Here is a 14,889-nt window from a genome sequence, read left to right as displayed (position 1 = left end):
GCCGGCGCGGCGCACATCCCGCGCCGGAAGGCCACAAGTGCCACGAGAGCCACGCGGGTCACGGGGAGCCCGGCGGGCAGCGGAGGAACGGACAGCAGTGGGGAACAGAGCGCGCGCCGGTGAGCGGCGGAAGACCAGGCCCGCCGTGCTCGGCGGGGTGATCGCCGTGGTCGTGGGCGGTGCCGGACTCGGCGCCTACGCGCTGTACGGGGGCGGCGCCGCCGCCGAGGACGGCTCGGCCTCCACCCGGGCGGCGGCGGCGAAGACGGGACCGCTGTCGGCCGAGGAGGTCACCACCGCGGCCGAGCGGTTCCTCACCGCGTGGGGCGCGGGCAAGGTGGAGGAGGCCGCCGCCGCCACCGACGACCCCGAGGCCGCGGCCGCCCTGCTCAAGGCCTACGCCAAAGACGCCCGGATCAAGAACCTCGCCCTCACCCCGGCCGCCCCCGCCGGTGCCGACGTCCCCTTCTCCGTCAAGGGCACGGTGGCGTACGAGGAGGCCGGCAAGCCGCTGACGTACGACAGCGCGCTGACCGTCGTGCGCCGGACCGGGGACGGCGCGCCGCGGGTCGACTGGCAGCCCTCCGTCGTGCACCCGGAGCTCAAGGAGGGCGACAGGCTGGTCACCGGCGAGGCGGGCGCCCCGCCGGTCAAGGCGCTCGACCGGGACGGCGGCGAGCTGACCACGAAGAAGTACCCCTCCCTCAGGACGGTGCTGGGCGGACTGCGGGAGAAGTACGGCGAGAAGGCGGGCGGCGAGCCGGGCATCGAGCTGCGGATCGTGCGCGGCGAGGAGTCGAAGACGGCGGAGCTGTCCGACAAGACCCTGCTGGAGCTGAGCGAGGGCACGCCCGGCACGGTGCGGACCACGCTGAACCCGTCACTCCAGGCCGAGGCCGAGGAGCAGGTGGCGGCGAAGAAGCAGGCGTCGGTGGTGGTGCTGCGGCCGTCGACGGGCGAGATACTCGCGGTGGCGAACTCCTCGCACGGTTTCAACGTCGGGTTCCAGGGTTCGCTGGCCCCGGGCTCCACGATGAAGGTGATCACCGCCTCGATGCTGATCGAGAAGGGGCTCGCCTCGATGGACGAGAAGCACCCGTGCCCGAAGTACTTCAGCTACGGCGGCTGGAAGTTCCAGAACGACGACAAGTTCGAGATCAAGGACGGCACGTTCAAGGCGAGCTTCGCCCGCTCCTGCAACACGGCCTTCATCAGCCAGGCGCCGGAGCTGAAGAACGACGACCTGACCAAGCAGGCCCAGGAGGTGTTCGGGCTCGGGCGGAACGACTGGAAGGTCGGCGTGCCGACGTTCGACGGATCGGTGCCGGTGCAGGCGGACGCGCCGATGGGTGCCTCCCTGATCGGGCAGGGCGGGGTGCGGATGAACCCGCTGAACATGGCGTCGGTGTCGGCGACGGTCAAGGCGGGCGTCTTCCACCAGCCGTACCTGGTCTCGCCGGAGGTCGACGGGCGCGAGCTGGCGACGGCCTCGCGCACGATGTCCGCGGGCACGCTCGCACAGCTGCGGGAGCTGATGTCGTACACCGCCTCCTACGGCACGGCGGGGGAGGCGATGGCCTCGGTGAGCGGTGAGCGGGGCGCGAAGACCGGGTCGGCCGAGGTCGACGGGCAGAAGAAGCCCAACGGCTGGTTCACCGCCTACCGCGGCGACCTGGCCGCCGCCGGTGTGGTGCAGGCGGCCGGGCACGGCGGCTCGACGGCCGGCCCCATCGTGGCGGCGCTGCTGAACGCCGGCGGCTAGCACCCGCCTCGAACGACTCGAACGCCTCGACACCTCGACGCCTCGACGCCTCGACGCCTCGACGCCTCGACGCCTCGACGCCTCGAACGAGGGTGTCAGTGCGGGACGGGTTCCGCGGTGGCCGCGTAGGTGCGCCGCAGGAACCTGGCCAGGGTCTTCGTCTCGAGCTGGACCACCGACACGCCCTGCGCGGTGTGGAATTCGATGACGGTCTGGACGCGGCCGCACGGCCACACCCGTATCTCGCCCCGGCCCGCGGGGGCGAGCAGACCCTGTTCCAGCAGTTCCCGGGCGACGGCCCATTCGCGGGGCGCAACGCCCGGAAGGGCCATGTGGACGCATCGCGGGTCTGCCTCGGGGTCGTACCGCAGCACCACGGGTACCGCGCCGCGGTCGTCCTCCAGGACGTCGGTGACTATGTGGGCTCGCGCGTACTGCTCGACTACGGACATCGGTGCGCCCCTTACGCTGCGATCCATCGCCGTGAATGGCGTATAAGCCGTGTAAGGCCGTATACCCACCCCGCGTCCCATCGTGCACCCAATCCGGAATCCGTGCTTCCGAGCGGCGAATATCACACATGAGGTGTGGTCCAGGTAAAACGAGCCACTCGCTCTTGCGAATGCTTTGCAACAGGCCGCATCATCGAGTCCGTGCACGCACCTGACGGATTCATCAACGCCCCTGTCTCCGCCGCGGCCGGAGTCGTCGCCGCCGGCGCGATCGCCGTGAGCCTGCGCGGCGCGCGACGCGAACTCGACGAGCGGACGGCGCCGCTGGCCGGACTCGTCGCGGCGTTCATCTTCGCCGTGCAGATGCTGAACTTCCCCGTCGGCGCGGGGACCAGCGGCCATCTGCTCGGCGGCGCCCTCGCCGCGATACTCGTCGGCCCCTACACCGGTGTCCTGTGCGTCTCCGTCGTCCTGCTGATGCAGGCCGTCCTCTTCGCCGACGGCGGACTGACCGCGCTCGGCGTGAACATCACCACCATGGCGATCACCACCACGGTCGTCGCCTACGCGCTCTTCCGCGGCCTGGTGAAGCTGCTCCCCCGCGGCCGCCGCACGCTGACCGCCGCGTCCTTCGTCGCCGCGCTGCTCTCCGTCCCGGCCTCCGCGGTCGTCTTCACGCTGCTCTACGCCGTCGGCGGCACCACCGACGTCTCGCTCGGCAAGGTCGCCACCGCCATGGTGGGCGTGCACCTCCTCATCGGCCTCGGCGAGGCCGTGATCACCGCGATGACCGTCGGCGCGGTGGTCGCCGTGCGGCCGGACCTGGTGCACGGGGCGCGCGGGCTCCAGCAGAAACTCAAGCTGCGCGTGAACGGCGAACTGGTCGACGCCCCCCGGGCCCCCGAGCCGGGCACCCCGGACGCCCCGGGGGCGGCCCCCGCCCCGGTCGCCGCCCGCTCCCGGCGCACGCTCTGGATCACCGGCCTGGTCACCTCCCTGGTCCTCGCCGGCTTCGTCAGCTTCTACGCCTCCGCCGACCCCGACGGCCTGGAGAAGGTCGCCACCGACCACGGCATCGACGAGAAGGCCGAGGAGCACGGCCTGGCCGGCTCCCCGCTGGCCGACTACGGCGTCGAGGACGTCGACGACGACCGCCTCTCCGGCGGCCTCGCGGGCGTGATCGGCGTCGGCGTGACGGTCGTCGCGGGCAGCGGAGTGTTCTGGGCGGTCCGCAGGCGGCGCACCGGCGAGGAGGCCGAGGCCGCCGACCCCAGCCGCGCGAGCGTCTGACGTGGGAGCGGGTCCCGAGCACAAGCTCTACCGGCACGGGCACTCCCCCGTGCACGCCCTGCCGCCGCACACCAAACTCGCCGCGGTCTTCGCCTTCGTCGTCGTGGTGGTGTCCACCCCGCGCGAGGCGATGTGGGCGTTCGCGCTGTACGCCGGGCTGCTCGCCGCCGTCGCCCGCACCGCCCGGGTCCCGGCCGGCTTCCTGCTCAAACGGCTGCTGATCGAGGTCCCGTTCGTCGCCTTCGCCGTGCTGCTGCCGTTCGTGGCGGAGGGCGAGCGCGTCGACGTCCTCGGGATGTCGCTGAGCGTCGGTGGACTGTGGGGCGCGTGGAACGTCCTGGCCAAGGGCACCCTGGGCGTCGCCGCCTCGGTGCTCCTGGCCGCCACCACCGAACTGCGCGAACTGCTTCTGGGCCTCCAGCGGTTGAAGCTGCCGCCGCTGCTGGTGCAGATCGCCTCCTTCATGGTCCGCTACGGCGACGTCATCACCGACGAGATGCGCCGGATGCGGATCGCCCGCGAGTCCCGCGGCTTCGAGGCGCGCGGGATACGGCACTGGGGCGTGCTCGCCAAGTCGGCGGGCGCGCTGTTCATCCGCTCCTACGAACGCGGCGAGCGGGTGCACCTGGCCATGGTGAGCCGCGGTTACGCCGGTTCCATGCCGGTGATCGACGAGGTGACCGCGTCTCGTGCGCAGTGGTCGTACGCCCTCGCCCTCCCTTCGGCCGCCCTCGTCGTCTGCCTGCTGGGATGGACCCTGTGAGTCTGCTGGGATGGACCCTGTGAGTACCGCTTCCCTGGAGGTCTCCGGCCTCGCCTTCGCCTACCCCGACGGACACCAGGCCCTGTTCGGCGTGGACTTCTCCATCGCGCGCGGCGAGCGGGTCGCGCTGCTCGGGCCGAACGGCGCCGGCAAGACCACCCTCGTGCTGCACCTCAACGGCATCCTGACCGGCGGCACCGGCACGGTCACCGTGGCCGGGCTCGAGGTCGGCCCGCGGCACATGGCCGAGGTGCGGCGCCGGGTCGGCATCGTCTTCCAGGACCCGGACGACCAGCTCTTCATGCCGACCGTGCGCGAGGACGTGGCGTTCGGGCCGGCGGCGGCCGGGCTCAGGGGGCCCGAACTGGAGGAGCGGGTGGACCGGGCGCTGGGCCTGGTCGGCATGGCGGAGTTCAAGGACCGGCCGCCGCACCACCTCTCCTTCGGCCAGCGGCGCCGGGTGGCCGTGGCGACCGTGCTCGCGATGGAGCCGGAGATCCTGGTGCTCGACGAGCCGTCCTCCAACCTGGACCCGGCCTCCCGGCGCGAACTCGCCGACATCCTGCGCTCCCTGGACGTCACCGTGCTGATGGTCACCCATGATCTGCCGTACGCCCTCGAGCTGTGCCCGCGCTCACTGATCCTCAGCGACGGCGTGATCGCGGCGGACGGGGCCACGCGGGACCTCCTCGCCGACGACGCGCTGATGCGCGCGCACCGGCTGGAGCTGCCGTACGGCTTCGATCCGCGCTCGGTACCGGCCGCACCCGGCCCTGCGTAACACCGGCCCTGCGTAACAATCGTGACCGGCCGGACGCACCCCGGAATCGCAGGCGCACCGGCACTGTTGCACCCCATGTCACAGGCGAGTGGGGCAAAACGAGCGGGAAGGACCGACAGGACGTGGACGTCGACGTGCACGGCACAGTGGCCGAGGGCTTCGAGCCGGTCCGGGAGGCGTTCGCCCGGAACTTCGAGACGCTGGGGGACCGGGGCGCGGCCGTCGCCGTGTACCGGGACGGGTGCAGGGTCGCCGACCTGTGGGCCGGGGTGAAGGACGTCGACGGCACCGAACCGTGGACGCGGGACACCGCCCAGGTCGTGCGCTCGGCGACCAAGGGTGTCGCCGCCGCCGTACTCCTGCTGCTGCACCAGCGCGGTGAGCTGGACCTGGACGCGCCGGTCGGACAGTACTGGCCGGAGTTCAAGGCGCACGGCAAGGAGCGGCTGCTGGTCCGGCACGTGCTGAACCACCGCGCCGGACTGCCGGTCCTGGACCGGCCGCTGACCCCCGCGGAGGCGGCCGACCCCTTGCGGGCCGCCGAGGCGGTGGCCGCCCAGGTCCCCGTGTGGGAGCCGGGCACGGACCACGGCTACCACGCGCTGACCTACGGCTGGCTGGCCGACGAACTGGTGCGGCGCCTCACGGGCCGGGGCTCCGGTGAGTGGATCGCCGCGGAGATCGCCGGTCCGCTGGGGCTCGGCCTGTGGGTGGGGCTGCCGGACGCGCAGGCCCACCGCGTCGGCACGGTCGGCCGGATCGAGGGGCCCGAGCCGTCGGGAGCGCTGCGCGCCCGCCCCAAGCGCTCGGTCACCGAGGCCTACGCCGACCCGGACTCCCTCACCCGCCGCGCCTTCGCCGCGATCACCCCCTTCCCGGACCAGAACGACCCGGCGTTCCGCGCGGCGGCCCTGCCCGCCGCCAACGGCATCGCGACGGCGGACGGACTGGCCCGCTTCTACGCGTCACTGATCGGCCCGGTCGACGGCGTCCGTCTCTTCGAGAGCGCCACGGTCGAACGCGCCCGCGCGCAGGAGTCGGCGGGCCCGGACCGGGTGCTGGTCGTCGGCACCCGCTTCGGGCTCGGCTACATGCTGCACGGCAGCGCCTCCCCCTTCCTGGCCCCGGGCTCCTTCGGCCACCCCGGCCGCGGCGGCTCCCTCGGCTTCGCCGACCCGGAGTCGGGCGTCGCCTTCGGGTACGTCACCAACGGCTTCCGCAGGACGGTGACCGCGGACCCCCGGGCCCAGGCGCTGATACGGGCGGTACGGCGGTCCCTGGACGCCTGATCAGACGTGGATCGGGTGCGAGGTCCGCCCCGACGCCTCGTCGATCTCGCGGTGCGCCTTGGTCAGCATCTGCATGGCGAGCTCGTTCAGGGCCCGCGCGCCGGCGATCTCCTCACCGACCCGCGGCTGATTCGCGTCCGTGTAGTGCCGCGTGGCGTGCCCGTTCGCCCTTACCTCGGTCCCGTCGGGCAGCCGCACCATCGCGACCGCACGGGTGTGCTGGTCGTCCTCCGTGAACTCCAGCTCCACGTGCCATCCCACTGCGGTGTGCATCATGACGTTCACCTCCGGAATATCTAGTTCCAGGGTGCTCCTCGCACCGGTGCGCTGCACCCGGCCGTGCGGTGCGTGCCGCCGGGCATCCCGCCGGTCATCCCGCCCGGAGCATCAGCCCTATGCCGACGACCAGCAGCCCGGCCGCCGCGATGCGCGGGGCGCCGAACCGCTCCTTGAAGAACAGGGCGCCGATGGCGGCGCCCACGATGATCGACGACTCCCGCAAAGCCGCGACGGGGGCGAGCGCCGCGCGGGTCTGGGCCCACAGCACGAGGGCGTACGCGGCGACGGACAGCGCGGCGCCCAGCAGGCCGAGCCGGGCGTGATGGCGCAGCCGGGCGCCCGTCTCCCGGCCCCAGCGGCACGAGGCGTAGAGCGGGATGACCGTGCCCTGGACGGCCATCAGCCACGCGATGTACCCGAACGAGGAGCCGGAGGCGCGTACGCCGAGGCCGTCGACGACCGTGTACACGGCGATGGTCAGGCCGGTCGCCAGCGCCGCCCCGATCGCCGCCCAGTCGGGCCGGTGCCCGCGCAGGCCCCACAGGGCGACGCCGGTCAGGCCGGCGCAGGACAGGACGATCCCGGCGGCGGCCCAGCCGTCGGGCACCTCGTGCGCGAAGACGGCGGCCAGCACGGTGACGACCAGCGGCGCGCTGCCCCGGGCGATGGGGTACGCCTGCCCGAAGTCGCCCAGCCGGAAGGACTTCATCAGCAGCGCGTAGTACGCCATGTGGATCGCCGCCGAGCTCAGCAGATACGGCCAGGCGCCGGCCGCCGGGACCGGCACGAACGGCATCGCGGCCAGTCCGATCAGCAGTCCGCCGCCGGAGATCAGGGCGAATCCGACGAGCTTGTCGGTGATGCGGTGCGCGATGGCGTTCCAGCCGGCGTGGGTGACCGCGGCGACCAGCACGGCCGCTGCGACCAGCGGGGTCACGAAACGCGCTCGCGCACATCCACGACGGTGGCTTCGGCGTGGGTGACGAGGTCCTTGGGCGCCATGGGGAACACGGCGTGCGGAGTGCCCGCGGCCGCCCACACCACGTCGTGCTCCAGCAGCGACCGGTCGGCGAGCACGCGCGTGCGCGTACGGTGCCCGAAGGGGGGCACGCCGCCGATGGCGTACCCGGTGGTCTCGCGTACGACGCCGGCCTCGGCCCGGGTGACCTCGGCGGCGCCCAGCTCCTCGCGGACCCGCTCGGCGTCGACGCGGGACGCGCCGTCCATCAGGACCAGCACGGGCACGCCGTCCGCCGCGAAGATCAGCGACTTGCAGATCTGGCTGAGCTCGCACCCGATCGCGGCGGCGGCCTCGGCGGCGGTACGGGTCGCGTCGGGGAACCGGCGGATCCGGGGATACAGATCGACCAGCCCGAGCTCACGCAGGGCCTCGGTGAAACGGGGATGGGCGCGATTCTCCGTGGACGTCATGCCCGGCAGGCTAACCGCCGGATACGTGGCCCACGAATGAATTCCGGGTGCGCTGTGACCGGCGGGGCGTTCCGGTGTCCGCAGCCCCGGCCGGGAAGCCGGCCGGGGCTGCGGGGATGCCGGCGAGGGCGTCCCGTCCCCACGGAGCCCTCACCGGCCGGTCCGGAAGGTCGCGGGCCGTCAGGCCTTCACGAGTTCCCGGCTGTCGTCCTCGTCCTTGCCCGCGTCGTGCGCGGCCAGCCCCTCGCCCTCGACGTCCACGTTGGGCAGGGCGCGGTCCAGCCAATTCGGCAGCCACCAGGCCCTGGTGCCGAGCAGCGCCAGCACCGCGGGGACGATCGCCATGCGGACGACGAACGCGTCGAACAGGACGGCGATCGCGAGTCCGAAGCCGATCATCTTGACCATCGAGTCGCTGGAGCCCATGAAGCCGGAGAAGACCGCGATCATGATCACCGCCGCGGCGGTGACCACCCGGGCGCTGTACTTGAAGCCGGTCACGATCGCCTGGCCCGGCTGCTCGCCGTGGACGTGGGCCTCCCGGATCCGGGTCACGAGGAACACCTCGTAGTCCATGGCCAGTCCGAAGACCACGCCGACCATGAAGATCGGCATCATCGACATGATCGGGCCGGTCTCCTCCACGCCCATCAGTCCGGACAGCCAGCCCCACTGGTAGACCGCGACGACCGCGCCGAGGGCCGCCAGCACGGAGAGCAGGAAGCCGAGGGCCGCCTTCAGCGGGACCAGGATCGAGCGGAACACGACGATCAGCAGCAGGAAGGCCAGGCCGACCACCAGCACCAGGTACGGGATCAGGGCGTCGTTGAGCTTCTGCGAGACGTCGATGTTCATCGCCGTGGCGCCGGTGACCAGGACGTCGGCCTCGCCGTCGGTGACGAAGTCGGAGCCGGCGGCGTCGCGGATGTCGTGGACCAGGTCCTCGGTGGTCACCGAGGAGGGCTTGGAGTCGGGGATCACGGTGATCGTCGCCGTGTCGCCGGCCTTGTTGGGCTGCGCGGGGGCGACGTTCACGACGTTGTCGAGGTCCTTGATGTCCTCGCCGACCCCGTCGAAGACCGCGTCCGGGTCACCGGCGTCCTTGGCGTCGACCACGACGACCAGCGGGCCGTTGAAGCCGGGGCCGAAGCCCTCGGAGAGCAGGTCGTAGGCGCGGCGCTGGGTGGTGGACGTCGGCTGCGAGCCGTCGTCGGGCAGGCCCAGTTCGAGCGAGCCGGCCGGGACGGCCGCGGCACCGAGGCCGATCACGCCGAGCAGCAGCACGGCCAGTGGACGGCGTACGACGAAGCTCGCCCAGCGGGTGCCCATGTTGGGGCGCTGCGGCCGCTTCGCGGCACGGCCTCCGCCGAGCAGCCTGATCTTCTCGCCGGCGGGGCGGACCCGGCGGCCGGCGTAGCCGAGCAGGGCGGGGATCAGGGTGAGGGCGATCAGGACCGCGAGGGCGACGGTGCCGGCGGCGGCGATGCCCATCTTGGTCAGCATCGGGATGTTGACGACCGACAGGCCCACCAGGGCGATCACGACGGTCAGACCGGCGAAGACCACGGCGGAGCCCGCCGTGCCGACGGCCCGGCCGGCCGCCTCCTCGCGGGTGCGGCCCTCGGCCAGTTCGGACCGGTAGCGGGAGACGACGAACAGCGCGTAGTCGATGCCGACGGCCAGGCCGATCATCGAGGCCAGGATGGAGGTGGTGGAGCCCAGGTCGAGGGTGCTGGCCAGCGCGGTGATGCTCGAGACGCCGATGCCGACACCGACGAGCGCGGTGAGCAGCGGCAGCCCGGCGGCGAGCAGCGAGCCGAGGGTGATGACGAGGACGACCGCGGCGACGGCGATGCCGATGATCTCCGCGGAGCCGGTCTCCGGGACGGCCTGGAGGGCGTCGCCGCCGATCTCGACGGTCAGGCCGGCCTCGCGGGCGTCCTCGGCGGCGGCTTCCAGGGCCTCGCGGGTGGACTCCTCGAGTTCCATGCCGGAGACGTCGTAGGTCACCGAGGCGTAGGCGATGGTGCCGTCCTCGCTGACGCCGCCGCCCTCGTACGGGTCGGTGACGCCGGCGACCTCGGAGCCGCCGGAGAGTTCGTCGACGGTCTCGCCGACGGTCGCCTTGTGCTCGGCGTCGGTCATCTTCTCGCCGGCGGGTGCCTTGAAGACGACGCGAGCGGTCGCCCCGTCGGCACTGGAGCCGGAGAAACGATCCTCCAGCAGGTCGAAGGCCTTCTGGGCCTCGGTGCCGGGGATGGAGAAGGAGGAGTTGCCGGCCGCGGGGGCGCCGGCCGCGCCGACCCCCACGAGTGCCAGCAACGCCACCCAGAAGAGGGCGACGACATGGCGTCGCCGGAAGGCGAAACGGCCGAGTCGATAGAGGAAAGTGGCCACGAGGGCGTTCTCCCGGTCAGGTCGTGGTTGCTTCTGGGCAGGGGTGATCAGCCCGACGACGTGAGCGGTGACGTCAGGTGGTGGCTGACTTGCGGTGGCCGACCCGGGTGGCGGTCAGCCGGTGGGTACGCCGAGGGCGGGGAGGACCACGGCGTCGATGTACGAGAGGAGGAACTCCCGCGTGGGCGGCAGATCGTCGATCAGCGCCCGCGTGGCGAACGCGCCGACGAGCATGTGCACCAGGTAGTCCAGCGCCGGGTTGCCGGGGCTGATCTCGCCCCGGTCGACCGCGCGCCGGATGATCCGGTTGAACTCGTTCATCTCCGGTTCGACCAGGAGTTCCTTGAACGCCTGGCGGAGATCGTCGTTCTGGTGCGCCGCCATGGACAGGGCCCGCATCAGGGCGACGTTCTGCTCCATGACGCAGTCGTCCCCGCGGCCGATGATGGCGCGCAGGTCGCCCCGCAGGGATCCGGTGTCGATGCCCGCGATGCTGCCTGGCTTCTGGCTGCGCATCGCCTTCACCACCAGCTCGGCCTTGCCGCCCCACTGGCGGTAGAGGGTGGCCTTGCTGGACCGGGTGCGGGCGGCCACGGCGTCCATCGTGACGGCGTCGTAGCCGACCTCGCGGAGCAGATCGAGCACGGCCCGGTACAGCTCGGCCTCGCGCTCGGGGGTGATCCGGCTGCGACGTGCCGTCGCTACTTCGCTCATGCCTCACACCCTTCCACTTCGGCGCCCACCGCGCCAAAGAGAACGACACGGTTTCGTACACGACGAAGGTACACCACCCCACTAGCGAAACGAAACGGTTCCGTTCGTGTCCTGGGTCACGGTTGTCGGTTCCGCATAAGTTGCTGTGCTCCCGCGCCCGGAAAAGCATGGGAAAGGTGACCTATCTGCGTCTGCCGCACCTCCAGGACGACCTGCTGTGCTTCGTCGCCGAGGACGACCTCTGGCTCGCCCCGCTCGACGGCACGGGCCGCGCCTGGCGGCTCACCGTCGACCGCACCAAGCTCGGCCACCCCCGCTTCTCCCCCGACGGCCGGCACATCGCGTACACCAGCTGGCGCAGTCTCGACCCCGAGGTCCACCTCGTCCCCGTGGACGGCGGGCCCGGGCGGCGCCTCACCTACTGGGGCAGCTCCGACACCCGGGTCTGCGGCTGGGCACCCCCCGGCGAGGACGGCCACGCCGAGATCCTCGCCGTCGCCTCCCACGGCGAGCCCTTCTCCTACTTCACCTGGGCCTACAAGCTCGCCTGCGACGGCAGCCCCGGCCGCAAGCTGCCCTGGGGCCCGGTGTCCGACATCCAGGTCGCCGACATCGCCGGGGAGCGCAAGTCACTGCTGCTCACCGGCACCCCGCCGCACGAACCCGCCTCCTGGAAGCGCTACCGGGGCGGCGCCACGGGCAGGCTCTGGCTGCACGGGCACCGGCTGCTCGAGGACCTCGACGGCCATCTGCACTCCCCCATGTTCGTCGGCGGCCGCATCGCCTTCCTCTCCGACCACGAGGGCGTCGGCAACCTCTACTCGTGCGCGTACGACGGCTCCGACCTGCGCCGCCACACCGACCACGACGCCTTCTACGCCCGGCACGCCGCCAGCGACGGCACCCGGGTCGTCTACCAGTGCGCCGGCGACCTGTGGCTCGTGGAGGACCTGTCCCCCGATGCCGTCCCGCGCCGGCTCGACGTCCGGCTGAGCGGGCCGCGGGCCGGGCGGCGCCCCTACCAGGTGCCGGCCGCCCGGCACCTGGACGGCCTCTCCGTCGACGAGACCGGCCGGGCCAGCGCCGTCGTCGTACGGGGCAGCCTGTACTGGCTCACCCACCGCGACGGCCCCGCCCGCACCCTCACCGACACCCCGGGCGTACGGGTCCGGCTGCCGGAGATGCTCGGCGCCGGCGACCAGGTGGCGTATGTGACGGACGCCGAGAGCGACGACGCCATCGAGATCGCCTCGCTGCCCCGCGCGACCGGTCAGCGCGCGCCCCGGCGCCTGGCCGCGGGGAAGCTGGGCCGGGTGCTGGAGCTGGTGGCCGACCCGGAGGGGGAGCGGCTGGCCGTCGCCGCGCACGACGGACGGCTGCTGCTGGTGAGCACCGGTGACGAGGACGGGGGCGAGGTCGCCGAGCTGGTCCACTCCGGCAACGGCCCCGTGCGCGATCTCGCCTTCTCCCCCGACGGGGCCTGGCTGGCGTGGTCCCACCCGGTCATCGGACGCTCGCTGCGGCAGATCAGACTCGCCCGGATCGCCGACCGGCTCGTCCTCGACGTCACAGGCGGCCGCTTCGAGGACGAGAACCCCGTCTTCACCCGGGACGGCCGCTATCTCGCCTTCCTGTCCTGGCGCGGCTTCGACCCGGTGTACGACGTGCACACCGGCGATCTGTCCTTCCCGCTGGGCTGCCGCCCCTATCTGGTGCCGCTGTCGTCGGCGACCCCGTCCCCCTTCGCCCTCAACCCCGAGGGCCGCCCGGCCGCCGGCGGACTAGACCCGGTCGAGCGCGAGGACGCCGAGGAGGCCGCCGAGTCCGGCACGGTGACCGTCGAGGCGGAGGGGCTGGAGAGCAGGGTCACGCCGTTCCCGGTGGCCGCATCCAAGTACTCGGGGCTGTACCCGGTGGCGGGGTGCGGTCTGGTGTGGCTGCGCTGGCCGATCTCCGGCGCGCTCGGCGAGACCTTCGTCAACCCGAACGACACCAGCGGCCGGCCCGCCCTGGAGCACTTCGACATCGGCAAGGCGAAGCGGTCCGAACTCGTCGCGGACCTGGACTTCTTCGCGGTCAGCGGCGACGGCACCCGGCTGGTCGTGGTCGACGAGGGCGAACTGCGCGCGGTCCCGGCCACCGAACCCGGCGACAGCGACTCCACGGTGTGGATCGACGCCCGCCGCATCCTGCACGAGGCCGACCCGGCGGCCGAGTGGCGCCAGGCGTACGCGGAGGCCGGGCGGCTGATCCGCGCCTACTTCTGGGAGCCCGGCATGTGCGGCATCGACTGGGAGGCGGTGCTGGACCAGTACCGCCCGCTGGTCGAACGCGTCGCCTCCCCCGACGAGTTCGCGGACCTGCTGCGGGAGGTGCTCGGCGAACTCGGCACCTCCCACGCCTATGTCACCGCCGCCCGCCGCAACGAGGGCCCGCCGCACTACCAGCGCCGCCAGGGTCTCCTCGGCGCCAACCTCGTCCGCCGCGAGGAGGGCTGGACGGTCAGGCGGATCCTGCCCGGCGACTCCTCCGACTCCCGGGCCCGCTCCCCGCTGGCCGGCACCGGCATCCGCGAGGGCGCGGTCCTCACCCATGTCGACGGCCGCCCCGTGGACCCGGTCACCGGCCCCTACCCGCTGCTCGCCGGCGCGGGCGGCACGACGGTGGAGCTGACCTTCCGCCCGCCCGTCGCCCACCACCACCCTTCTGCGGAAGGCCCTTCGGGCCCCTCTGACTCGCCCGTCGCCCACCACCACCCTTCTGCGGAAGGCCCTTCGGGCCCCTCTGACTCGCCCGTCGCCCACCACCACCCTTCTGCGGAAGGCCCTTCGGGCCCCTCTGACTCGCCCGTCGCCCACCACCACCCTTCTGCGGAAGGCCCTTCGGGCCCCTCTGACTCCGCGGGCCAGGGCCCGCCCCGCAGGGTCGCCGTCGTCCCGCTGATCGACGAGACGCCGCTGCGCTACCAGGACTGGGTGGCCAAACGCCGTGCGGTGGTCCGGGAGTTGAGCAGCGGCCGCTGCGGCTATCTGCACATCCCCGACATGGGCGGCTCCGGCTGGGCCCAGTTCAACCGCGACGTGCGCATGGAGATGTCCCGGCCCGCCCTGATCGTGGACGTGCGCGGCAACGCCGGCGGGCACATCAGCGAACTCGTCGTCGAGAAGCTGACCCGCACCATCATCGGCTGGGACCTCACCCGCGACGCCCAGCCGGTGTCGTACGCCTCCAACGCCCCGCGCGGGCCGGTGGTGGCGCTGGCGGACGAGGCGACCAGCTCCGACGGCGACATGATCACCGCCGCGTTCAAACTGCTGGGCCTGGGACCGGTGGTGGGCCAGCGCACCTGGGGCGGAGTCGTCGGAATGACCGGCCGGCACCGGCTCGGGGACGGCACGGTGATCACGGTGCCGATGAACGCGGCCTGGTTCGACGCCTACGGCTGGTCCGTGGAGAACAAGGGCGTCGCACCCGACCTGGAGGTGCTGCGCACCCCGCTGGACTGGGCCGAGGGCCGTTACGCGGTGCTCGACGACGCGGTGCGGATCGCCCTGGAGCTGCTGGCGGCCAACCCCCCGGCCACGCCCCCCACTTACCGCGACGTCCCCGACCGCTCCCGGCCGAGGCTGCCGCCGAGGAACGCGAAGGCGGGCGGTACGACGTGAGAGCGAAGGCGGGCGCCGCGACGTGAGAAGGGGCGCCCCCTTCGCCCGGGGCACCCCTTCTCCGTA

At 72.7% G+C, this 14,889-nt stretch carries 12 protein-coding genes; 6 read left to right on the top strand and 6 right to left on the bottom strand.

What is annotated here, in order from left to right; translation table 11 throughout:
* The first annotated feature begins 97 nt into the window (after positions 1-97).
* On the top strand, positions 98-1,762 hold the full coding sequence (locus AC5L3C_RS22100) for a penicillin-binding transpeptidase domain-containing protein (protein WP_493650482.1): 1,665 nt from the start codon (positions 98-100) through the stop codon (positions 1,760-1,762).
* A gap of 95 nt (positions 1,763-1,857) precedes the next feature.
* On the opposite strand, the gene AC5L3C_RS22095 is transcribed toward AC5L3C_RS22100, so the two are convergent.
* Complete coding sequence (locus AC5L3C_RS22095) at positions 1,858-2,214, bottom strand: SsgA family sporulation/cell division regulator (protein ID WP_493650481.1); 357 nt, start codon at positions 2,212-2,214, stop codon at positions 1,858-1,860.
* 201 nt (positions 2,215-2,415) lie between these two features.
* Here AC5L3C_RS22095 and AC5L3C_RS22090 point away from each other — a divergent pair, with 201 nt between their 5' ends.
* From AC5L3C_RS22090 to AC5L3C_RS22075, 4 genes are all read left to right on the top strand, one after another.
* Positions 2,416-3,504 carry an energy-coupling factor ABC transporter permease gene (locus AC5L3C_RS22090; RefSeq protein ID WP_493650480.1) on the top strand — a complete coding sequence of 363 codons (1,089 nt, stop codon included), beginning with the start codon at positions 2,416-2,418 and terminating at the stop codon, positions 3,502-3,504.
* Position 3,505: 1 nt separating this feature from the next.
* The gene (gene cbiQ / locus AC5L3C_RS22085; RefSeq protein ID WP_125505961.1) at positions 3,506-4,267 is read left to right on the top strand and encodes a cobalt ECF transporter T component CbiQ; all 762 of its coding nucleotides are present in this window, start codon (positions 3,506-3,508) and stop codon (positions 4,265-4,267) included.
* 10 nt (positions 4,268-4,277) lie between these two features.
* Positions 4,278-5,048, top strand: coding sequence for an energy-coupling factor ABC transporter ATP-binding protein (locus AC5L3C_RS22080; protein WP_493650479.1), 771 nt, complete (start codon positions 4,278-4,280; stop codon positions 5,046-5,048).
* A 122-nt stretch (positions 5,049-5,170) separates the two neighbouring features.
* Positions 5,171-6,337 carry a serine hydrolase domain-containing protein gene (locus AC5L3C_RS22075; RefSeq protein WP_493650478.1) on the top strand — a complete coding sequence of 389 codons (1,167 nt, stop codon included), beginning with the start codon at positions 5,171-5,173 and terminating at the stop codon, positions 6,335-6,337.
* Here the strand turns inward: AC5L3C_RS22075 and AC5L3C_RS22070 are convergent, their stop codons facing one another.
* From AC5L3C_RS22070 to AC5L3C_RS22050, 5 genes are all read right to left on the bottom strand, one after another.
* Positions 6,338-6,613 carry a DUF1876 domain-containing protein gene (locus AC5L3C_RS22070; RefSeq protein WP_493650477.1) on the bottom strand — a complete coding sequence of 92 codons (276 nt, stop codon included), beginning with the start codon at positions 6,611-6,613 and terminating at the stop codon, positions 6,338-6,340. It lies immediately after the preceding gene.
* Between the two features lie 94 nt (positions 6,614-6,707).
* On the bottom strand, positions 6,708-7,553 hold the full coding sequence (locus AC5L3C_RS22065; RefSeq protein WP_493650476.1) for an EamA family transporter: 846 nt from the start codon (positions 7,551-7,553) through the stop codon (positions 6,708-6,710).
* A complete protein-coding gene (locus AC5L3C_RS22060) occupies positions 7,550-8,047 on the bottom strand; it encodes a YbaK/EbsC family protein (protein ID WP_493650475.1) in 498 nt (165 codons plus the stop codon). The genes AC5L3C_RS22065 and AC5L3C_RS22060 overlap by 4 nt, the downstream gene beginning before the upstream one ends.
* 180 nt (positions 8,048-8,227) lie before the next feature.
* Complete coding sequence (locus tag AC5L3C_RS22055; RefSeq protein WP_493650474.1) at positions 8,228-10,444, bottom strand: MMPL family transporter; 2,217 nt, start codon at positions 10,442-10,444, stop codon at positions 8,228-8,230.
* A 114-nt stretch (positions 10,445-10,558) separates the two neighbouring features.
* Positions 10,559-11,158, bottom strand: coding sequence for a TetR/AcrR family transcriptional regulator (locus AC5L3C_RS22050; RefSeq protein ID WP_493650473.1), 600 nt, complete (start codon positions 11,156-11,158; stop codon positions 10,559-10,561).
* A 167-nt stretch (positions 11,159-11,325) separates the two neighbouring features.
* Here AC5L3C_RS22050 and AC5L3C_RS22045 point away from each other — a divergent pair, with 167 nt between their 5' ends.
* On the top strand, positions 11,326-14,823 hold the full coding sequence (locus AC5L3C_RS22045) for a S41 family peptidase (protein WP_493650472.1): 3,498 nt from the start codon (positions 11,326-11,328) through the stop codon (positions 14,821-14,823).
* The last annotated feature ends 66 nt before the right edge of the window (positions 14,824-14,889 follow it).

The organism is Streptomyces speibonae (assembly GCF_984686075.1).
This window is presented reverse-complemented; position numbering and strand designations above follow the sequence as displayed.

Excerpts from the sequence above, each read along its gene's own strand:
- AC5L3C_RS22095 (WP_493650481.1), bottom strand. The coding sequence starts at position 2,214 with ATGTCCGTAGTCGAGCAGTACGCGCGAGCCCACATAGTCACCGACGTC.
- AC5L3C_RS22080 (WP_493650479.1), top strand. The coding sequence starts at position 4,278 with ATGGACCCTGTGAGTACCGCTTCCCTGGAGGTCTCCGGCCTCGCCTTC.
- AC5L3C_RS22070 (WP_493650477.1), bottom strand. The coding sequence starts at position 6,613 with ATGATGCACACCGCAGTGGGATGGCACGTGGAGCTGGAGTTCACGGAG.
- AC5L3C_RS22060 (WP_493650475.1), bottom strand. The coding sequence starts at position 8,047 with ATGACGTCCACGGAGAATCGCGCCCATCCCCGTTTCACCGAGGCCCTG.
- AC5L3C_RS22050 (WP_493650473.1), bottom strand. The coding sequence starts at position 11,158 with ATGAGCGAAGTAGCGACGGCACGTCGCAGCCGGATCACCCCCGAGCGC.
- AC5L3C_RS22045 (WP_493650472.1), top strand. The coding sequence starts at position 11,326 with ATGGGAAAGGTGACCTATCTGCGTCTGCCGCACCTCCAGGACGACCTG.